The organism is Thermococcus sp. P6, assembly GCF_002214525.1.
Lineage (GTDB): Archaea > Methanobacteriota_B > Thermococci > Thermococcales > Thermococcaceae > Thermococcus.
Map to the genome: position 1 here is coordinate 1,127,321 of NZ_CP015104.1, position 19,990 is coordinate 1,147,310.

The following is a 19,990-nucleotide window of genomic DNA, read 5'->3' on the forward strand; positions in this document are numbered from 1 at the left end:
GCATGAGGTTCGCACTCAGGGTGGCCTACGACGGCACGGCCTTCCACGGCTTTCAGAGGCAGCCCGATGTAAGAACCGTCGAGGGGGAACTCATAAGGGTCCTCTCAAAGCTCGGGATAATAAAAGACGCCAGGAGCTCGAACTTTATGGGGGCATCGAGAACCGACAGGGGTGTCTCGGCGCTCTTCAACGTCGTCTCCTTCGACGCTACCGAGAGGGCGGATCTGGTGAGGCCTGAGGTCCTCAACCACAACCTCAGGGACGTCTGGGTTCTTGGAGTTGCGGAGGTTCCCGAGGGGTTTCACCCGCGCTTTCAAGCGCTCTCCAAGACCTACAGGTACTACCTCGTGGACGAGGGCCTCGATCCCCCGGGAATGGAGGAATGCGCCTCCCTCTTCGTCGGAAGGCACGACTTCTCGGCCTTCGCGAGGCTGGAACCGGGGAAGGACAGGATCAGGGAGCTCCTGAGGGTCGACGTTGAAAAACGCCACGGCTACTACGTGATAGAGCTCGAAGGAAGGAGCTTCCTCTGGGAGATGGCGAGGAGAATAGTTAACGCCATCAGGTTATGCGGTCTCGGTCTGATGGAACCCGGTGAGATTAAGGGTATGCTTGAAGGTCGCTACGACAGAAAAGTACCCCCCGCTCCCCCGGAGGGGCTTATCCTCTGGAGAATAACCTACGACGGGATAGAGTTCCGGGGCGGGGGAAGGGGCATCGAGAAGGCGAAGCGGGAGATGTTCGAGCGCTACTCACGGGCCCTTACGAGGGCGGCCCTCTTCGGAGACGCCCTCCTTGAACTTTGAGTGGTCGTAGTACCTGCCGTAGTACTGCTTGAGGGCCTTCTGCCTCTCTATGAAGTGCGTGAAGAGAAGGGGATCCTCATCCTGAACGTCCACTATAACCGCCTTCATTCTTTTTTTGGGCCTCAGGGCGCGTCCTATGGTCTGGATGGTCATTATGTCGCTCTTTCCTCCCCCCGCGAGGATTATGGCCGATATCTCGGGTATATCGACGCCCTCTTTGAGGAGCGTGGAGATGAGAACCGGAATCTTTCCCTCCTTGAATTCCTCCAGAACCTCCCACCTGTTGGGGCTCTGGGAACTCAGGAACTCGGCCTTTACGCCGGCTTTCTCGAGCATCCTCTTTAGTATCCTGCCGTGTTCTATGCGCTTCACGTCTATCAAAACGCGGTGGCCCTTCTTCACCAGTTCAAGGGCCTTTTCGACTATCGCCCCGTTCCTCTCGTCGTTGTTAATTATCGCATCCTCGTAGAGTTCTCTGTAGTGTTCACTTAACGAGGGCATTTTCGATTCGTACGTTATCACCTCGAATCTGGGCTTCGCGAGGAACTTCTCCCTTATCAGATCCTCGGCCCTGATCTCCATCAGAATCGGGCCCACCACTGCCTCTATCTTCATTTCCTCTCCCCTGACGCGCCTCCACGGTGTCGCCGAGAGGCCGAAGCGGTAAACCTGCGGAAGGGATAGACCGAGGGTGTAGAACTTCTCGGCGGCCGAAGTTCTGTGGCACTCGTCGAACATGACGACACCGTAGTCCCTTTCCAGCTTCTCAACGCCACGGGAGAGCAGCGTCTGGATCATCGCAACCGTAACCTCTCCCTCCTCCCACCTGTTGTCCCCGACCAGACCGGGCCTGATGTTCAGAACCTCCTCGATCTTCCCGGCCCACTGGTAGAGGAGCTCCTTGGTGTGGACCACAACGAGGGCCGAAAGGCCAAGCTCGTGGATTATACGCAGGCCAACAACGGTTTTGCCACTGCCTACTGGAAGGGCGAGGACCCCCATTTTTCCCCTCAGGGCGCTCCTGACGGCACGCTGCTGGTATTTTCTCAGGAGGTAGTCCTCGTTCCAGCGTGAATCGATCCTCGTCCCCCTGACCTTCCTTTCATCCCTGATCCTTACTCTATAGCCCGTGGAGTTGAGGAACTTCTTAACCCTCGGGAGGAGGCCCACCGGAAAGGTCCTCTCGTAGGGGTCGTAGAGGCTCTCGGGCTTTTCCCACTTCCCGAAACTTTTCCTGTAGGTCAGGAAGTCGTATATCCTGAAGTAAACCTTGGGATCGGCCTTCTCCACCCTGACCAGTGCCGAACTGTCGGGAATGCGAAAGGTTACCATGGGCATGCCAATCATCGGGGGTCTGGAAAAAGGATTTATAGACCTTTTGGAACACCGAGTGAAGGTGGTGGAATGCTCGGGGAAATAGTTGAGAGTTTTGAGGATACGGTAGTCATCGAGAAGCCCGTGAAAAAGGAGCTTGAGATAACCCGGTACCTGCTGAAGTATCGCGATAGGCCCGTTCTCTTCAGGGACGTTGACGGCTGGGTCGTGGCCGGGAACGTGTGGAGCACCCGCGAGAGGATAGCCGGTTACCTCGGAACGGAGAGGGACAACCTTCCCCATTTCATAGCCGAAGCAATGGAGAACCCGGAACCGTGGAAAACCGTTGAACGGGCGCCTTTTACGAAGAACTCCACGGGGGACTTTTCCCTCAGAGAGCTTCCGATTCCAAAGTACTACCCGAAGGATGGGGGGCAGTACTTCACATCGGCCATGGTGATAGCCCGGGACGAGAAGGGTTTCGTCAACACATCCTTCCACAGGATAATGGTGACGGATGAGAAGACCGGTACCATAAGGCTCGTTCCGAGGCATCTTTACGCGATGTGGAATGCCAGAGCCGAACGCGGAGAGGAGCTGGATGTCAGGATAATCGTCGGCAGTCCGGTGCACCTTCTCCTTGCCGGGGCAACGAGCGTGCCCTATGGGGTGAGCGAGCTGGAGATTGCATCGGCCATGAGCAGAATGGCCTTTGGAAAGCCCCTTGAGGTCTTCAACATGAACGGAATTCCCGTTCCGGTGGAGACGGAGTTCGTCTTCGAGGCGAAGATCCTTCCCGAGCTTGACAGGGAAGGCCCCTTCGTCGACATAACCGGAACCTACGATCACATTAGAGAACAGCCGGTTGTGGTCTTTGAGAGGATGTATCACGTTGATGAGCCGGTTTTCCATGCGTTGCTTCCGGGGGGCTACGAGCACTACATGCTGATGGGCCTTCCAAAGGAACCGCAGATTTACAGGAGTGTTAAGCAGGTTGTTCCGAGGGTGCACGGCGTGAGACTAACGGAAGGCGGTGCCATGTGGCTCCATGCCATCGTTTCCATCACAAAGCAGCACGACGGCGATGGGAAAAACGCCATTCTGGCCGCCTTCGCCGGGCACCCGAGCCTTAAGCACGTTGTTGTGGTGGACGAGGACGTAAACATATACGACGACCGCGAGGTTGAATGGGCCATAGCCACCCGCTTTCAGGCGGATAGGGACCTCGTTGTGGTTCCCAACGCCCGGGGCAGTTCCCTCGATCCTTCCTCGGAGAAGAGCCTCACGACAAAGTGGGGCATCGACGCCACAAAGCCGCTGGATAGAAAGGAGGAGTTTGAGAGGGCCAGCGTTTAGCCCCCCCCAATTATTCCACCGTATTCAGGAATATCTCCTCGAGGCTGGGTTCCTTCACCTTCATGGAGAGTATCTTGGCTCCCTTTGAAACGATGAAGTCGTTTAGCTCTTCCCTGATGTCCTCAGCGGCCGTTATGCGGTACTTTCTGTCCCCAATGGAACTGACCTTCCACCCTGACCCCCCAAAGTCCACGGGAAGGTTCGTTTCTACGATTATGGTGTAGCCCGCCTTCCCGAGGAATTCCCGTTTGATGCTTTCTATTTTTCCCTCCATCACAAGCCTCCCCTTCACTATGACCCCAACGGTGTCGCATATCTCCTCAACGTGAGCCAGTATGTGGCTCGAGAAGAAGACTGTTTTGCCGGCCTTCTTCTCCTCCCGGATTATCTCCTTGAACTCGGCTATTCCCAGGGGATCGAGGCCGCTCATTGGCTCGTCGAGTATTAGAAGATCCGGATCGTTTATGAGCGCCTGGGCGAGAAGGAGGCGCTGTTCCATTCCCTTTGAGAACTTGCCCACCTTCCTGTTCCTCTCCTCCCACAGGTTAACCCGCTGAAGGAGTTCCCTGATGCGCTTCTCCCTCTCGGATTTTGGGATCCCGAAGGCGTCCGATATGATCTCGAGGGTCTGAACGGGCGTTAGGAAGTCCCAGAGGGCCGCCTGTTCGGGCATGTAACCTATCCTGAACTTGGCCCTTACGAGGTTTTTCTCGTCGAACCTTCCACCGTTGAAGACCTCGAGGTCAAAGAGCCTTATCCTGCCCTCCTGTGGGAAAATCAACCCCAGAGTGCTGAGTATGGTCGTGCTCTTACCAGCACCGTTCGGCCCAAGAAAGCCGTAGATCTGGCCAGCTCTAACCTCGAGGTTCAGACCATCCAGCGCACGGAAACCGTTGTAAGCCTTAACGAGGTTCTCTATCCTGATCATGTGATCACCTCAGGTCCATACGGGTGAAGCGGTATAGGGAAGCGGCCAGATAAACGAAGGGAAGTCCGATGAGTATACCGAAGTTGATCGGATTCTTCGCTATGCCCCTTGAGATCCCAACGTATTCAACCTTCTCTCTGCCGGATTCACCGCTTACCTCCGTGGCATCGTTTACTATGATGTTTATCTGCTCCAGTGGGTCGTAGAAAAGATACCTGGTCCTGTACTCCCGGCTCTTATCCCGGAAGGCGTTAAGATCGGGATTGTTGTTCAGTACGGTGTCCTTGGCTGCCATGTACTGGACGATCGCCGGCATTATCATAAAGGCCACGAAGACGAGAACCAGCGCCACCCCGAGGGCCGTGCTTGAAGATCTGATGGTTGTTGAGAGTATGTATCCCAGGGCTATCAACTGCACCATCGCCAGCATCAGCAGGCCGTTGAGCAGGAGCGATTCTGTGATTAGCTTACCTTCTATCGGGGCACCGAGCCACTTTAAGCCCGCTACCCCGACGAACGTCGTCAGGATAAGGGCCAGGAGCACGATCAACGTATGCGCGAGGAACTTACCGCCTATGTAACTCAACCTCTTCACAGGTTTGCTCATGGCAACGCGGAGGGTACCCTTTTCTATCTCGCCGTTTATCGCCGTGGCCCCTATCAGGAGGGCGAGGATGGCGATGAAAAAGCCGCCGAATCCAGTGACGCTTCCAACAAGGATCGAAACCGCCTCCTGAACGCTTTTCACCTCAACCCCGGTTGTTTTTTGGATGTAAAAGGTGGGTATGTAGAGCAACATCATGACCCCAAGTATTACCCAGAGCTTCTTGGTCCGAAGGCTCTGTTTGAACTCAAGTTCAAATCCCCATAGCATAGGCAACTCCTCCTTCATTACAGTTCAAATATAAACCAACGTTTGAGGTATAAAATCTTTTCCTTTTGATCGAAGGTAGTTGTTGGATGAGAAAACAGTCCCCATAAGTTCGTTCCCGTCGCTCCCCTTTCCACTCTTGACTAAATTTCAGTTATCTCAAGAACGAGCCTCCATCTGGGACAGTGCCTTTTGAGGCGTGCCATCACTTCGTCATTTTTCCCCAGTGCCGGCCACACGAGGGAATCAATGTGGAGCGGAGGGATTCCCGTCTGCCGTCCGATCCTGCCCCAGAAACTCCCGGGCGGTTCGGTGGTGAAGCGTTTCGTATACCTCAGTATCCGCACATCCTCCGGGATCGGAATCTCCATCGGGTACGGCTTAAACTTCTTAAAAGCTATCCTGGCGGCGTAGCCGAACATCTTAACCGCGAAGACGATTGTTTTGGCATCTTTCCCTGAGTTCAGCGCTTTTGCCAGATCATCCCTCAGCCTGAGCATATTATCATAATATTCTTTAAGGTCATCGATGTTTAGTCCCCTGAGAAAGGGTTCAAGCCTTTCCAGGCGTTTGAGCTTGGCTCCCACCAGACGCCTGTTCGTCCGGGAGCTGGGTAAAAAGCTCGCATAAGCTTTTTTTATGCTTCCTACCTCTTTGTTTATGGAAAAGTGGCGGGAGAACTCCCACCACCAGTCCTCGCCCTTACCGCTGAGCTGGTAGGAGACGATGGCATTGGCAAGCACGAGTTTGATGAAGAGCTCATCGTTGTTCAAATTCTCGTGAAGATTTTCCAGAGCGGAAAACTGCAGGTCAATTTTCTCCTCGATGGTTCTGGCGCATTCCAGCCCGAGGCTCCTCAGGGTTTCCACGAGGTGCCGGACCTTTTCATTCTCTTGGTTAATTCCGATGAAGCGGTCGATTCCCATCTCGCTCCCCTCCGGATTCTTCCATCGTGAAACCCCTGTTGTTCGGAATGCCGGCTTCAACCTTCGCCCTGAGGCCGTGCTCCCTGAGGAAATCAACCGCCTCTCCTCTGAGCCTTTCGAACTCTTTCAGGTGGATGAGGCCGTAGACGGTTGGGCCCCATGAACTCTGCCCGTATCCGTAGGAGTTCTCCCTCAGGAATTCGAGTAAAAGGCTCACGTCCTCCCTGAACTCCCCTCCCTGATAGCTCTCAAAGTGCTTCCCTACAAGCGTCTGTATGGCCGAGAGGTGTTTTCCAAACGTTCTGATGTCCCCTTCCCTCAGGGCCGGCAACAGACCGAGAAGTATCCTGTGGCTTATCTCCATGGCCGCCTCCCTGCTCCCCGTGACGCTCTCCATGACCGGTTTTTCCTCCTCCTCGTCAAAACCCGGCCTGAGTTCCGGGATGATCAGGAGAAAGCCCCATTCCTGTGGGAAGTCTTCCCTGAATATCAGCGGGGGGATGCCGTCCCTAACCCCTCCGTCGACGACGAAGCCGCCGTAGGCGAAGGAGTAGATACCCGCCCCGCTGTTCCGCCCCCTTCCGAGAGTCAGGGCGAGCTCTTCCACGGACGCGTTGAGACCACTGAGGCGGGCTATTCCGGTTGCCACCGCGAGGCTGAGCTGGGTCGTGGAGCCGAGGCCGACGTGCCGGGGGATGGCCTTTCTGACCTCAACGGTGTAACCCAGACCCGTTCCGTAGGCATGGTTCATCCTCTCCATTGTGAACCCTACGGTCTTCCTGTCCTCTCCCCGGGCCACTATTTTTCCCTCCCCGCTATTCTCTATCCTGACCTCGTAACCGCCTTCCAGTGCTACCCCGAGGCTTCCAAAGCGTCTCCCGAAAGTGCCTGACGGATCTATCAGACCGAGGTGGAGCCTTCGCGGAGTGCGGATTATCACGAACATCACCGGAAGGGTAGGGGAGAGATCCCTTTTATACCCAGCGGGTTACCCCCTCTCCTTGATATCCTTCCACTCGCCTATGAGGGTGGCAAGTAGAGAGAGGGCAACCGGGCCGATTATGATCCCCACGAACCCAAAGGCGAAGTAACCGCCGAAGATTCCAACGAGGGAGACGAGGGAGTTGACCCCCTTCCAGCGTTCCTTCAGCCTTGACCTGAGGATTACGTCGGGAAGGGGCGAGATGAAGGTGATCCCGTAGAGCGCAAAAAGGACCGCGCCGGGGACGTTACCGTTGCCTGCCATGTAAACCACTCCGGCGAGCCAGACGAGCCACCGCCCAGAACCGGAAGGAGCTCAAAGATGACGGTGAAGATACCCGCCGCTATGGCACCACCGGGACCGGAGAGGCCGAAGAGGAAGAACCCGACAGCTGTGAAGGAGCCCTTGATGATACTGATCGTCAGCCAGCCGCGGAGCAGGTTGTGAAGCGTCTCACCGGCGCTCTCAATGAGCTTTATGGCCAGCTTCCTGTTTTCCGGCGGGAGAAGGGAGTAAACTTCCCTTTTTATGCTCTTTGCGTTAACGAGGATGCCGTAGAAGGAGAAGAGCATGACTATCGCCTGAAGGGAGAGCTTCGGCAGGGAGTAGGTGTAGCCGAGCACGTATTCCTCAAAGCGCCTTGGAATATCCTCGGCAAGCCTCCGAAGGAGCTCGTAGACGGAATCGGGGAGGTTCCTGTGAAGGAGCCACCTGAATGAGACGTCGAGGTAATAAGCGAGGGAGCTCTTGACGTCGTTTATCCAGAGGGCAAAGCCTATCATGAAAAGAAAGGTGAGCAGGGTTAGAAGGCCCGTTATGATCAAGGCCGAGAGCCTGTTGCCCGTTTTTTCCGACAGTCCTTCGTGGAAGGGGTAGAGGATGTAGGCGAGCGTCACGGCCAGTATGATCGGAGATAGGACTGGACTGACCGTCTCCCACACGAGGTAGAGGACTATCAGGGAAACGACTATCCAGATCCCGGTTTCGATTCTCATCGCCCGTTCCCCGTTTTCAGGTATGCCTCAACGTACCTCGGGTCGAGGAGCAGGGCGGTGCTCCCGAACACCCCGAAGTCGTGGGAGGTGGAGCCTTCGTAGATTACCACCCGCGGTCTGGTCACGTTCAGACTCTCCTCAAGGGATTTTATCGCGCGATCGAGGTCGCCGGTTTCGTCAACCAGACTCCCCGTAACGTTCATGGCCAACCACGTCCTTCCAGTTGCGTATCTCTTCGTCTCGTTGATGTCCATTCCCCGTCCGCTGCTCACAGCCTGAAGGAAGCCCTGGAAGTAGGCATCAACAGTCTCCTTTATCATGGCCTTCTCCTCGTCGGTAAGACCGCGCCATTCGGCACCCATGTCCTTGTAGGGTCCTGTCTTGAAGACCTCAACCTCTATTCCGTTCTGCTGATAGTTCGTCTGGTAGTTGTAATGGACGTAGATGACGCCTATGCTCCCCACCTCCGCCAGAGGGTCGGCTATTATCCTCCCGGCACCGACGGCTACGTAGTAACCGCCCGAAGCGGCGATTCCTCCGGTGTAGGCCACCACGGGCTTGATGAGATCGAGCTTTTTGACGGCGGAATATATCTCCCTCACGGGCCCCACGTAGCCCCCGGGGCTTTCTATCCACAGCACGACACCCCCTATGGTATCGTTTCTGGCTATTTCCCTGAGGGTGGTGACGACCCTGAGCGCGGTGTAATCGTCTATGAGGCCAAAGATCGGGACCACAGCTATCGTGACGTTGCCCTCCGGAAGGTTCCGCTCCCTCAGCTGGGCCTTAAGGAAGTCCACCTGTCTCTGGAGTTCGTCTATCTGAATCCTGTATGGCGTTAAGTTACAGCTCACTACTGGAGGAGCCTTAGGCGTTACGTTACCCGTCAGGTTCCGGGGACTGCATCCGGCCAGCTCGGAGTTCTGCATGTAGAGCAGAACGACGGTTACGCTCGAAGCCGTCAGGAGGAGCGTGAGAACGAGAGCCACGTACTTCCAGATGTTCTCCCTCATCCACTCACCTGCATAAATCTATCCTCTGGACTTTTAAACCCTGCCCTCGGTAAGCTTTTATATTCCCCCGTCAATCCGGTGTGGGTGGTTGGTATGGAGATAGGTATAACGATCTACCCGCACCTTGTTAACAGGAACAAAACCCTCGCCTCGGTGCTTGCGGACGTTAAGATAAAGAACTACGATTTCGTATCGATATTTCCCCACACGCTCGGGATTATACGAAACGGTGCCGTCGTTGAGAAAAATCTCAGGAACCTCGAGACGACACTCCGGGGGGTCGGTATAGATTACATAGTCAGGATGCCAACATCCATGAACCTCAGGGACCACATCTACCACACCAGGCACTTCCGCGTTGCGAGGGCCATGGTCGATGTGGCCATAAAGCTCGGGTCAAAGGTAATAGTGATGCAGAGCGGGAGGACCGGGAGGCTGGACCTCGAGATAGAGGCCATCCAGCAGCTCGCGGAGATGGCGGCGCCCTTCGACATAAAACTGGCCCTCGAGAACACCTACAGCGTGAAGGACACTCTGTACGTGGTTGAGAACGTGGAGAGGGAAAACGTTGGTTTTGCCCTGGATGTGGCCCACGCCTTCCTGAGCGCTCAGGGTAACGCCGATAAGCTGCTCGAAGACCTGAAGCTCGGGACCGATAAGACGATCATACTTATGATACACGACAACTTCGGAAAGCTGTTTCCGCAGGTTGAACCCGAGGATGCCCTCGCCTACGGCGTCGGGGACCTCCACCTCCTGCCAGGGGAAGGAAGCATACCCTTCGGAAAGGTTCTCAGGCTCTTCGGCGACGTCCCGCTCCTCCTGAAGATCAAAGATCCAGAGAAGTTCTCAAAGGTTCCGACCAAGGACGGCCTGATAGAACTGCTGACGAGCCTCTGATTTTACAGGCCCAGCCTCTCGCCTATCACCCTGAAGACCCCGGCGAAGGCCCTGCCTACGATTTCCTTCTTCCGCGAGAAGTGGACGACGTCGGGGGTGAAGTTCTCCCTCAGGATTCTGGTGGCTTCTTCGATGGATATCACGCCCTCGAGGTAGGCGTAGGCGAAGAGGGCCTCGGCTACGTCCCCCTTACCGTGCACGTCCGTCCTTGGAGGCACGAGCTTCCTCAACCCTGCGAGCTCGAGGGCCATACTGAGGGAGGAGTTGGGAACCCTCTCACCGGTGGGTTCGCCGAGGTACTCGCTCAGGGCGAGCGAAAAGACGAAATTTACCAGGGAGTCCCCGAACTTTGAGAGTCCCCTGTCCGTGAAGTTCCTCTCATACCTCAAGCCTTCACTTCCTCCCGATCTGCTTACCCTTTTACGGTGGAGTTCCACGCCTCGAGGGTCTCCCTCGCCCTGTTGAATATCTTTTGGGCTGCATCTTCGAGGGCCTTTTCCGGGGTTACCTCGCCGTCGGTTACGATCTTGAACTTTGGCTTTCTGGCCATGAGGATGGGATGTTCGATGGTGTAGCCGGCAAAGGTAACGTGCCCGTTCTCGTGGAGCACCTCGTTGAGCAGGTTGGCGAAGGTGTGATCCTCACCCTCAAGGTAGAACTCAAGGACGTTTCCCTCACGTTTGATGACCTCAATCTTCATCCTTCTCACCCTCCAGATACCCAAGGAGTTCCTCCATGGCCTGCTCCTTGTTCTTCACAAGTTCGTATTTAAACTTATCCTCCTTCCATTCGGCGAGGTTGAGCCGAAGGAGTAGATCGATGACCTCAACGGGATCGAGGTTTTTGGCCAATGCTAAAGGAAGGATGACCTCCCTTATCTGTCTGGTGGTCTGGTGGGATATCTCCGCAAGGTATTCACCGAGCGTTCTCGTTATGGAAACCAGCTCCTCCCACGGCATGGAAGTCACCAGTTCGTTCCCCTTCAGCTCAACGCCCTCCCCGAGCAGTTCCAGCGTCTTCACCAGCACCGGGGTTGGAACGGAGCTTCCGGAGTTGCGGAGAAGGTCATCGATCGAGTACCGGTAAAGGCCCCTCCTGTTCGGATATAGCTTTGCCCTGACGCGGTTTTGTATCTCCCTTATCCTGCTGAGGGCTTCCCTGATCTCGTCCTTCGTCCCCTGAACGTTTATCTTGAGGTCGTTGAGCTTCCCGTGAACGTATATGAAAGCCGGAAGGTTCAGCCTCTGGATCTCCCTCAGGAGCTCTTCCTTCTCCCGGTCATCGCGAACGTGGATCGTTATTACCCTCTTGGCCCTCGCCATGTTCACACCTTCAGTTTCCTGTAGAGGGATGAGAGCTTCCTCGTCTCAACGTGGCCGCAGCTGGGACAGATGAGCTTTTGCCCCCTTCTGACGAGGGGGGTTCTGCATCTGGAACAGAGGGCGTAAACCACGCCGAAATCGTTCCCCTTCGTTGAGAGCTGTATCGGGCTCTTCCCGTTGGCTATCACCCGGGCCCTTACGATGTCCCCTATCTTAAACTCCCGGGATACGTCCTCCACGTAGCCCTCCTTTATCTGGGAGACGTGGATCCCGGCGAGCTTCGAGGTGGCTATCTCTCTTTCGTCCTCCCCCTCTATTTTAACGAGCTGGACGATGACCACCTGAGGCTTAACGTCCGTGACCTTTCCTATGACGACGTCCCCGACCTGTGGAAGGGGCGGTGTGTCCGTTACGGGTTCAACGCTTATTTCCATCCTCTCCGGATCTATCCTCACCCTCCCCGTCCTCATGGCGTAGAGTTCCCCGTTCTCTTCTCGAACGCCGTCACCGGGCAGGTATTCTTCAATAACCCCGAGGTAATCTCCGGGAAGAACGAGATCACCGTTTTTAATGGCCTTCTTTTCATCCATTCCTCCCACCTCCATGAAAGTTCCCGTTCGGATTTTTTAAGCCTTTGCCATACGGGAGGGTTTATAAAGAAGGGGGAAAAGTTTTAGTGATCCGGATTGAAGTCAGGGTGGTGTTGAAAATGAGGATGCTTCTGATACACAGCGACTACCTCGAGTACGAGGTGAAGGATAGGGCCATTAGGAACCCCGAGCCCATAGGTGATGAGGAAAGGAAGGGCAGGCTCGACGAGGTTCTGGCGGTCTTCGTAAGCGTTGAGAAGGTGGATGAGGGCGGTCAGGAAGAGGTCGTGGAGAAGGCCTTAGCCGAGATAAAGGACGTGGCAGGCAGGGTGGGAACGAAAAAGGTCTTCGTGTACCCCTTCGCCCACCTGAGCAGTGAACTGGCGGAGCCGGGGACTGCCCTTGAGATACTCAGGATGATCGAGAAGCGCCTGAGGGAGGAGGGCTTTGAGGTCAAACGCGCTCCCTTCGGCTACTACAAGGCCTTTAAGCTGAGCTGCAAGGGGCACCCGCTGGCGGAACTCAGCAGGACGATAGTCCCGGAGGGAAAGGTAAACGTTGAGGAGCGGAACGTGGCCCTCGAGAAGGAGGAGGAACTCAAGAGCTACTGGTACGTCCTCACCCCCGAAGGCGAGCTCGTGGAGGTGGAGAAGTTCGACTTCACCGGACACGAGAACCTGAGGAAGTTCGCGAACTACGAGATAAACAAGAACAGGGCGGCCGATAAGGAACCGCCCCACGTCAGGATAATGCTCGAACACGAGCTTGCCGACTACGAACCCGGAAGCGACCCCGGAAACCTCAGGTACTATCCGAAGGGCAGGCTGATAAAGGGACTCCTCGAGCAGTACGTTACCGAGAAGGTCATCGAGTACGGGGCGATGGAGGTCGAGACGCCGATAATGTATGACTTTGAGCACCCGGCTCTCGAGAAGTACCTCAACAGGTTCCCCGCAAGGCAGTACGTAGTGAAGAGCGGGGACAAGAAGTTCTTCCTGAGGTTTGCGGCCTGCTTCGGTCAGTTCCTCATAAAGAAGGACGCCACGATAAGCTACCGGAACCTGCCCCTCAGGATGTACGAGCTCACGCGCTACTCCTTCAGAAGGGAGAAGAGGGGGGAACTGTCTGGACTCAGGAGGCTGAGGGCCTTCACGATGCCGGACATGCATACCGTTGCCGGGGATCTGAGGCAGGCCATGGACGAGTTCAAGAAGCAGTACAGACTCAGTATGGAGGTCCTGAAAGGAGTGGGCTTAACTCCCGAGGACTACGAGGTGGCCATACGCTTTACAAGGGACTTCTGGGAAGCCCACAGGGATTTCATCGTCGAGCTGGCGAGGATAATCAACAAGCCGGTCCTCGTGGAGATGTGGGACCAGAGGTTCTTCTACTTCATCCTGAAGTTCGAGTTCAACTTCGTTGACAACCTCGACAAGGCCGCGGCCTTGAGCACGGTTCAGATAGACGTTGAGAACGCCGAGAGGTTCGGCATAACCTACTACGACGAGGAGGGGAAGGAGAGGTACCCGCTTATCCTCCACTGCTCCCCGAGCGGTGCCATAGAGCGCGTGATGTACGCGATGCTTGAAAAGCAGGCTCGCCTTCAGGCAAAGGGCGTCAAGCCGGCCTTCCCGCTGTGGCTCAGCCCGATACAGGCGAGGGTCATTCCGGTTGATGAGGGGGTTCTGGATTACGCCCTCTACGTGGCAGGGAAGCTGGAGGGTGCAGGGATAAGGGTCGACGTTGACGACACGGGCGACAGGCTCGGCAAGAAGATAAGGAAGGCCGAGAAGGAGTGGATACCCTACATAATCGTCGTCGGCGGCAGGGAGAAGGAGGGGAACACGATAACCGTCAGGAAGAGGAGCGGTGAAAACCGCGAGATGCAGCTCGAGGACCTCATAAGGGAGATAAAGGGCCAGACGGAAGGATTTCCCTACAGGCCGAGGCCTTTACCCCTCCTCCTTTCGAGGAGGCCGAAGTTCAGGGGATGAACGGGACATCCTCTTTACCCTTATCTTTTCCCTTCCCCTTCTCTTCGTAACGCTCAGGGAGTAAACCACGGGCTCGAAGTCATCGTAAGGTGCGGATAGGAAGTAGAGCACCTCCCTGAACTCCGTCTCCTTCAACCAGGATCTGGCGAGGAGCAGGTAGTCGCTGATCTCCGAAACCCATGCCGTGAATCCGGTCGATACAACGTCGCTGTTCAGGGATAGAACCAGCACGGAATCCGGTAACCGCTGGTCTTTGGAGGTTATGGTCTGGTTGAGAAGCCTCAGGGTGGGGTCTTCTCCGAGCATGAGGGCAGTACCGTCGAGCGTGTGGATCAGCCTGAGAACGGGTCCCCCCTTCAGGTTCTCGCGGAGATGGGTATCGTAGATGCGATCTATCTTGGGGTTGATGGTCTGGGGATCGACACTATCCAGATAGAAAACGTTTGGAAGCGACGCCCTCGATCCGTACTTTGAGCCGAAGACGTCTATGACCGCGAGTTTCCCCTCCTTTAAAGCGTTCTCCATGTCACAGCCGGAGACACGGGCCTTTCTTACGAGCGACCCGATGGTGCCGGAGTAGTTCGATACGATTCCAAAGTGCCCCTTCTGGACCCCGTGCATGAGCAGGAGGAGGGGGATCCTCCATGCGGAGGAATGGGCGTCGTAGATAACGCTGACTGTGGAACCGGGCAGGTACTTCTCCCTGAAGAGCCTCAGGACGTTCATCGGGGTTCACCCGCACGGTCGGGAGGAGCTGGGATCACCTTCCACCCATCCCGGCCTTTATCTCATCGAGGAACTCCTTCGCCTCTTCGCTGAACTCCCCGGAGGGGACCTCCTCGCCGTACTTGTTGTAGACCTTACCCTCCCGGAAGTTTATCTCGAAGACCTCGTAGAGCTCCTCGCTCCTCTCGTGTTGCTTTATCCCGTGCCACTTGAGGTGGTTCTCGAGGTTCTCAACGTCCACGTACTTCCCGCACACCTCACACCTTTGGAACTGCCAGAAGACGTAGTCCTGACCGGCGAGCATGTTGTCCTTTATGTGGTTGATCAGCGCCCCGCCGAGGTACTCGTAGAAATCCTCCTGAACCAGTTTTCCGTCCTTCTCGACCACCCTGAACCCGTTCCAGACTATGTGGTCGTTTATGTCCGAGAGGGTCGCCTTGAGGTAACGGTAGGTGAGTATGAAAACCCCGTTGTGGACGAAGAAAACGTTCCTGTCGGGAACGGCTATTATCCTGATTCCCTCGCCTCTTTTTTCCGCCATTTTCTCCGCTTCTTCCCTGTTACCGGCAACCTCGATGGTTATCTTAACGTTGCTCTTCTTGTGGACCCCGACGATCTCATCGCCGGTTATCTCCCAGTGGTAATCGTCCAGGTACCTGACCTGAGAGTACACCTTTTTGATCCGGGGGCTCAATCCATTGTAGTCCATCCTCATCCCCCCGGAAGATCGTCCCGGGCGTTAATAAACTTTTAGAAAATTTTAAAAAGGATGGCCTACCTTCCGAAGCGCCTCTGCCTCTTCTGGTACTCGCGGATTATCCTGAGGAAGTCTATCTTCCTGAACTCCGGGAAGTAAACGTCCGCAAAGAACAGCTCGCTGTAGGCGATCTGGTAAAGCAGGAAGTTGCTTATCCTTACCTCCCCGCCTGTTCTTATGACCACGTCCGGATCGGGCATGTTCGGGTAGTAGAGGTATTCCCTGATGAGGTCCTCATCCACATCCTCAGGTTTTATCCTCCCGGCCAGAGCGTCCTTCAGGATGTTCCTCACCGCATCAACTATCTCGCTCCTCCCCCCGTAGGCGAGGGCTATGTTGAGGACGTAGTTTCTGTACTTCCTCGTGGCCCTCTCCGCCTCTTCCGCGGCTTTCCTCACGTTATCCGGAAGAAGCTCCTTCCTCCCGAGGACGTTTACCCTGATCCCGTACTTATGGACCCTCTCGTCTTTTATAAGCTCCCTGAACTTCTCCTCAAAGAGGTTCATGAGGGAGTTTACCTCCTCCTCGCTTCGCCTGAAGTTCTCGGTGGAGAAGGCGTAGACCGTGAGGGTCCTTATGTCAAGCTCGCGGCACCACTCCAGTATTTCCTCAAGCTTCCGGGAGCCGAAAAGGTGGCCGTACCACGGGGGCTTCTCCATCTTCCGCGCCCATCTCCTGTTCCCGTCCATTATTATGGCAACGTGCCTCGGAACCTTTCCCGACTTAACCCTCTCGAGGAGGTAGTCCTCGTAGAGGTTGTAAACCGGCCTTAAAAGAAGGTGGGGAACGTGGGAGATGAGGCGGGAGATCATTTTAATCACTCGATCCTTTTCCTGCCGGAGAGATGCATCCCGGCAAGTTCGATGTAGATCTCGGCGTTCTTCCTCGTCCACTCGATCTCATCGTCTCTGAGCTCCCTTACCACCCTGCCCGGAACTCCAACGACGAGGCTGTAGTCCGGGATCTCCTTGCCCGGTGGAACGAGCGCCCCGGCACCTATGACGACGTGCTTTCCTATCCTTGCACCGTCGAGCACCACGGCACCCATGCCTATTATGGTGTAGTCTCCTATCTCAGCCCCGTGGACGACCGCGTTGTGGCCGATGGTAACGTACCTTCCCACTATGGTGGGCTGTCCGTGGGAGGTGTGTATGCTGACGTTGTCCTGAACGTTCGAGCCCTCTCCGATGTGGATCCTCTCTATGTCTCCCCTCAGAACGGCACTCGGCCAGACGCTCGTTCTGGCCTCGAGAACCACGTCCCCTATGACAGAGGCACTCTCGTCAACGAAAGCCGTCTCGTGAATTACAGGCTTCTTTCCGGCCAGTTCGTAGATCGCCACATCCATCACCCGGCCTAACTCTTCAACATAGCTTATAAACCTAACCGGAGAACCCATCATGGGGTAGTTCAATGGGCTACAGAATGGGAGCGAGCGCTGAGAGGGAACTTATAAAGATGCTCGAGAGGGCGGGTTTCGCCGTCGTGCGCTCCGCAGGAAGCAAGAAGGTGGACATCGTGGCGGGCAACGGGAGGCTCTACCTCTGCGTGGAGGTGAAGAGCACCCGCAGGGGGAGGCTGTACTTCACCGCCGAGGACCACGAGAAGCTTGTCTCCTTCTCCAGAAGGTTCGGAGGAAAGCCGGTCATAGCCGTTAAGTTCGTGAACAACGGCTGGCGCTTCTTTCTCCCCGATAGCCTCAAAAGGGAAGGCAAGAGCTATAAGCTGGACCTCCAGAGCAGGGAATACCTGACCTTTGACGAGGTTATCGGGAGGCAGAAAACCCTCGAAGGGGTGGTGGGGGATGAAACCTAAGGTCGTAATCCTGATAATCCTGCTGGTTCCCTTTTTCCTTCCGGAGGTTACCTCCCAGTCACCGCTCGTAATAGCTCCTCTCAACGATAGCTTCACGGGTCTGCCCGGCGACACGATAATAATCCCGTTCCAGCTCAAAAACCTCGGAAACGTGACCCTGTCGAACGTCAGCGTTTACGTTACCGGCCCGGCGGAGGGCTTTCTCTACGGGGGTAAGGTCATAAGGGAGCCCGTTGAACCCAACGGGACTGTGGAGGACACGGTATCGATAAAGCTCCTCAACCTCAACCCCGGGGTCTACAACCTCACCCTCGTGGCAAGGGCCGGTTCGAGCTATTCCGAGGCGAGTATAAAAGTGCGCGTTGGAACGCTCGTTGACTATTCTCTGAGGATAGATGTGGGCGAAGAGTACACCTACGGTAGCAACGTTACGGCAGTGCTCAGGGTGAAGTCCGGGGCGAACGGCGTGATCATAGGCAGGCTGGGTTACACCATCTCTCGCGACGGAAGTCCGGTAAAAACCTTCACCACCTCGGTCTACCTCCTGCCCGGGGAGAGCTGGGTCATGGAGGTTAACCTGACGAGGCCGGAGGTGGGGGATTACTCCGTCTACCTCTGGGCCAACTTCGGCGGGAAGTTCAAGAGCACACGAAAGACCTTCAGGGTTTACCAGAGGAACCTGAACTACGAAGCTTACTTCAGGGACGGGGCGATATACGTCCGTGTTTACGGGGAAAAGGGACAACCGGTGTCGGGTATACCCGTCACGATAGGGGGAGTGCCCTTCCAGACGGGGGATGACGGAACCGTCTCCTACCTCGTGGACAACCCCGGGACCTACGAGGTCGTTATGAACCTCGATGGAAGGATCGTTAAGACCTTTGTGGAGGTGAAAAAGCTCTTCCTGAGTGTAACCCGGGAAAACGAGACCCTTCTGGTCAGCGTCCTTGACTCGACGGGACAGCCTGTTCCTAACGTAACAGTTACCGCCTCCGGGCCCCTTGGGACGGAATACTCAACCACCGACTCCCTCGGCGTGGCCCGGATAGATCTGGAGAAAACCGGCTACGGAACGGTTATGATACGTGCCGAAAGCAGGAGGTACGTGGGCGGGGAAACGACGGTTAACGTGGCCCCTCCTGTCAGGCCAACGACGAGCACGAGCACGACCACCTCGGAGACTAAAGCCCCTGAAACCGTCACGATCACACCCACAACAACCCGGGCGAATCCCCCGAGGAACTACGGATCGCTGGCCGGGATACTCTTCCTTGCCGGTGTTATCTTCGCCGGAACCTCCTACGTGGCCTTCTTCCGCCCCATTGTTCAGGAGGAGATGCTGGACAGGTATTACTTCGTTAAGGTCAAAGCCCCGAGGCTCAGGGGCGTGGATGGATTCCACTTCGAGAGGGCCGTCAATGCCATAGAAGTTCGGGCCACGAAGGGAAGGGCGGAGGTCAAAGATGGGGTGGTGGTCTGGGAAGTGGAGCATCTTGAGCCCGAGGAGGAGGCCTACCTGCAGGTCATCCTCGGTTAACTTCCCTCGTAAACCTTATTAACCGGGATGGGGACATTTAGATCAAAATCTAAAGGAGGCAAAACCATGGTGGACATGGAGCTTTTAAGGAGAATAATCGAGGCACCGGGTGTTTCGGGCTACGAGTTCCTCGGAGTCAGGGATGTGGTCATCGAGGCCCTTAGGGATTACGTGGATGAAATAAAGGTGGACAAACTCGGCAACGTCATAGCCCATAAGAAGGGCGACGGTCCGAGGGTGATGTTCGCCGCCCACATGGACAAGATCGGCCTTATGGTGAACTACATCGATGAAAACGGTTACCTCCACATCGTTCCGATAGGGGGAGTCGATCCGAGGACTCTGGTGGCCCAGAGGGTAAGGTTCTTCACGGAGAAGGGCGAGCGGTTCGGCGTCGTCGGTCACATACCCCCCCACATCCAGAGGCCCGAGGACAGAAAAAAGGCCGCGGACTGGGACACGGTTGTGGTCGACGTCGGCGCGGATGGCAGGGAGGAGGCCGAGGAGATGGGCTTCCGCGTTGGAACGGTCGGGGAGTTCGCCCCGGCCTTCGTCCGGCTGAACGAGAACAGGATAGCCACTCCTTACCTCGACGACAGGGTCTGCCTCTACACCATGATAGAGGCCGCGAGGTCCGTTGAAGAACACGAGGCCGATCTGTACCTCGTTGCCTCCGTTCAGGAGGAGGTTGGACTCAGGGGTGCCCGGGTGGCAAGCTACGCCATCGATCCCGAGATAGGTATCGCTATGGACGTCACCTTCGCAAAGCAGGTCGGGGATAAGGACAGGATAGTCCCCAAACTCGGAGGGGGGCCTGTGATGGACGTTGGACCGAACATAAACCCGAAGCTCAGGGCTTTCGCCGGGGAGATCGCGAGGAAGTACGGGATCCCGCTTCAGGTTGAGGCCTCGCCGAGGCCAACGGGCACCGACGCCAACATAATGCAGATCAACCGCGAGGGCGTTGCCACCGCGGTCCTCAGCGTACCCATACGCTACATGCACAGTCAGGTTGAGACCGCTGACATCAGGGACATCGACATGACGATTAAACTCGCCAGAGGCCTCATGGAGGAGCTCCGGGAGATGGATCTGACTCCCTGACGTTTCTTTACCTTCCCCCTTTAGGGAAAGGTTTATCTCCTCTCCCGATGAGAT

General features: G+C 56.0%; 21 protein-coding genes and 1 pseudogene. 7 read left to right on the plus strand and 15 right to left on the minus strand.

All coding sequences use genetic code 11. The features are described from left to right. Positions 1-2 precede the first annotated feature (2 nt). Complete coding sequence (gene truA / locus A3L12_RS06110; RefSeq protein WP_088882794.1) at positions 3-806, plus strand: tRNA pseudouridine(38-40) synthase TruA; 804 nt, start codon at positions 3-5, stop codon at positions 804-806. On the opposite strand, the gene A3L12_RS06115 is transcribed toward truA, so the two are convergent. Beyond that, the gene (locus A3L12_RS06115; protein WP_088883236.1) at positions 753-2,138 is read right to left on the minus strand and encodes a DEAD/DEAH box helicase; all 1,386 of its coding nucleotides are present in this window, start codon (positions 2,136-2,138) and stop codon (positions 753-755) included. The two genes, truA and A3L12_RS06115, sit on opposite strands and share 54 nt — an antisense overlap. A 72-nt stretch (positions 2,139-2,210) precedes the next feature. Between A3L12_RS06115 and A3L12_RS06120 the strand changes: the two genes are divergently transcribed. Further along, entirely contained in the window at positions 2,211-3,476 is a 1,266-nt protein-coding gene (locus A3L12_RS06120) for a UbiD family decarboxylase (protein ID WP_088882795.1), read from the plus strand. A gap of 10 nt (positions 3,477-3,486) precedes the next feature. Here the strand turns inward: A3L12_RS06120 and A3L12_RS06125 are convergent, their stop codons facing one another. The 6 genes and pseudogenes from A3L12_RS06125 to sppA form a co-directional block, all read right to left on the minus strand. Continuing rightward, positions 3,487-4,404, minus strand: a complete 918-nt coding sequence (locus tag A3L12_RS06125; RefSeq protein WP_088882796.1) for an ABC transporter ATP-binding protein — start codon at positions 4,402-4,404, stop codon at positions 3,487-3,489. Between the two features lie 4 nt (positions 4,405-4,408). Next, positions 4,409-5,278, minus strand: a complete 870-nt coding sequence (locus A3L12_RS06130; protein WP_088882797.1) for an ABC transporter permease subunit — start codon at positions 5,276-5,278, stop codon at positions 4,409-4,411. Positions 5,279-5,418: 140 nt separating this feature from the next. Beyond that, the gene (locus tag A3L12_RS06135; RefSeq protein WP_088882798.1) at positions 5,419-6,201 is read right to left on the minus strand and encodes an N-glycosylase/DNA lyase; all 783 of its coding nucleotides are present in this window, start codon (positions 6,199-6,201) and stop codon (positions 5,419-5,421) included. After that, positions 6,173-7,141 carry a beta-ribofuranosylaminobenzene 5'-phosphate synthase family protein gene (locus A3L12_RS06140; RefSeq protein ID WP_088882799.1) on the minus strand — a complete coding sequence of 323 codons (969 nt, stop codon included), beginning with the start codon at positions 7,139-7,141 and terminating at the stop codon, positions 6,173-6,175. Before A3L12_RS06140 ends, A3L12_RS06135 begins: the two co-directional genes overlap by 29 nt. Positions 7,142-7,189: 48 nt before the next feature. Then, positions 7,190-8,178: pseudogene (locus A3L12_RS06145) on the minus strand (AI-2E family transporter). Beyond that, positions 8,175-9,191, minus strand: a complete 1,017-nt coding sequence (gene sppA / locus A3L12_RS06150; protein WP_088882800.1) for a signal peptide peptidase SppA — start codon at positions 9,189-9,191, stop codon at positions 8,175-8,177. The pseudogene A3L12_RS06145 and the gene sppA overlap by 4 nt, the downstream one beginning before the upstream one ends. Positions 9,192-9,284: 93 nt before the next feature. Here sppA and A3L12_RS06155 point away from each other — a divergent pair, with 93 nt between their 5' ends. Beyond that, positions 9,285-10,091 carry a sugar phosphate isomerase/epimerase gene (locus tag A3L12_RS06155; RefSeq protein WP_088882801.1) on the plus strand — a complete coding sequence of 269 codons (807 nt, stop codon included), beginning with the start codon at positions 9,285-9,287 and terminating at the stop codon, positions 10,089-10,091. A gap of 2 nt (positions 10,092-10,093) precedes the next feature. Here the strand turns inward: A3L12_RS06155 and A3L12_RS06160 are convergent, their stop codons facing one another. The 4 genes from A3L12_RS06160 to A3L12_RS06175 are packed head-to-tail and all read right to left on the minus strand — an operon-like array spanning position 10,094 to position 12,003. After that, positions 10,094-10,480: a ribonuclease III family protein gene (locus tag A3L12_RS06160; protein ID WP_088882802.1), complete on the minus strand. Its 387-nt coding sequence runs from the start codon at positions 10,478-10,480 to the stop codon at positions 10,094-10,096. Between the two features lie 23 nt (positions 10,481-10,503). Beyond that, entirely contained in the window at positions 10,504-10,791 is a 288-nt protein-coding gene (locus A3L12_RS06165; RefSeq protein ID WP_088882803.1) for a DNA-directed RNA polymerase subunit L, read from the minus strand. Beyond that, positions 10,781-11,413, minus strand: a complete 633-nt coding sequence (locus A3L12_RS06170; RefSeq protein WP_088882804.1) for a DUF2067 family protein — start codon at positions 11,411-11,413, stop codon at positions 10,781-10,783. Before A3L12_RS06170 ends, A3L12_RS06165 begins: the two co-directional genes overlap by 11 nt. Before the next feature lie 2 nt (positions 11,414-11,415). Further along, a complete protein-coding gene (locus A3L12_RS06175; protein WP_088882805.1) occupies positions 11,416-12,003 on the minus strand; it encodes an exosome complex RNA-binding protein Csl4 in 588 nt (195 codons plus the stop codon). A gap of 119 nt (positions 12,004-12,122) precedes the next feature. Here A3L12_RS06175 and A3L12_RS06180 point away from each other — a divergent pair, with 119 nt between their 5' ends. Further along, positions 12,123-13,997 (plus strand): threonine--tRNA ligase, encoded by a 1,875-nt coding sequence (locus tag A3L12_RS06180; RefSeq protein WP_088882806.1) that lies wholly within the window; start codon positions 12,123-12,125, stop codon positions 13,995-13,997. Here the strand turns inward: A3L12_RS06180 and A3L12_RS06185 are convergent. The 4 genes from A3L12_RS06185 to A3L12_RS06200 form a co-directional block, all read right to left on the minus strand. Further along, positions 13,956-14,723: a hypothetical protein gene (locus A3L12_RS06185; RefSeq protein WP_088882807.1), complete on the minus strand. Its 768-nt coding sequence runs from the start codon at positions 14,721-14,723 to the stop codon at positions 13,956-13,958. The genes A3L12_RS06180 and A3L12_RS06185 overlap by 42 nt on opposite strands. Before the next feature lie 34 nt (positions 14,724-14,757). Next, positions 14,758-15,432 (minus strand): TBP-interacting protein, encoded by a 675-nt coding sequence (locus A3L12_RS06190; protein WP_088882808.1) that lies wholly within the window; start codon positions 15,430-15,432, stop codon positions 14,758-14,760. A gap of 65 nt (positions 15,433-15,497) precedes the next feature. Further along, positions 15,498-16,292 (minus strand): polyprenyl diphosphate synthase, encoded by a 795-nt coding sequence (gene uppS, locus A3L12_RS06195; RefSeq protein WP_088882809.1) that lies wholly within the window; start codon positions 16,290-16,292, stop codon positions 15,498-15,500. A 5-nt stretch (positions 16,293-16,297) separates the two neighbouring features. Beyond that, on the minus strand, positions 16,298-16,822 hold the full coding sequence (locus tag A3L12_RS06200; protein WP_088882810.1) for a gamma carbonic anhydrase family protein: 525 nt from the start codon (positions 16,820-16,822) through the stop codon (positions 16,298-16,300). Between the two features lie 71 nt (positions 16,823-16,893). Between A3L12_RS06200 and hjc the strand changes: the two genes are divergently transcribed. From hjc to A3L12_RS06215, 3 genes are all read left to right on the plus strand, one after another. Next, positions 16,894-17,295 (plus strand): Holliday junction resolvase Hjc, encoded by a 402-nt coding sequence (gene hjc / locus A3L12_RS06205; RefSeq protein ID WP_088882811.1) that lies wholly within the window; start codon positions 16,894-16,896, stop codon positions 17,293-17,295. Further along, positions 17,285-18,832 carry a hypothetical protein gene (locus A3L12_RS06210; protein WP_088882812.1) on the plus strand — a complete coding sequence of 516 codons (1,548 nt, stop codon included), beginning with the start codon at positions 17,285-17,287 and terminating at the stop codon, positions 18,830-18,832. Before hjc ends, A3L12_RS06210 begins: the two co-directional genes overlap by 11 nt. 66 nt (positions 18,833-18,898) lie before the next feature. Then, positions 18,899-19,936: a lysyl aminopeptidase gene (locus A3L12_RS06215; protein ID WP_088882813.1), complete on the plus strand. Its 1,038-nt coding sequence runs from the start codon at positions 18,899-18,901 to the stop codon at positions 19,934-19,936. Positions 19,937-19,990 lie beyond the last annotated feature (54 nt).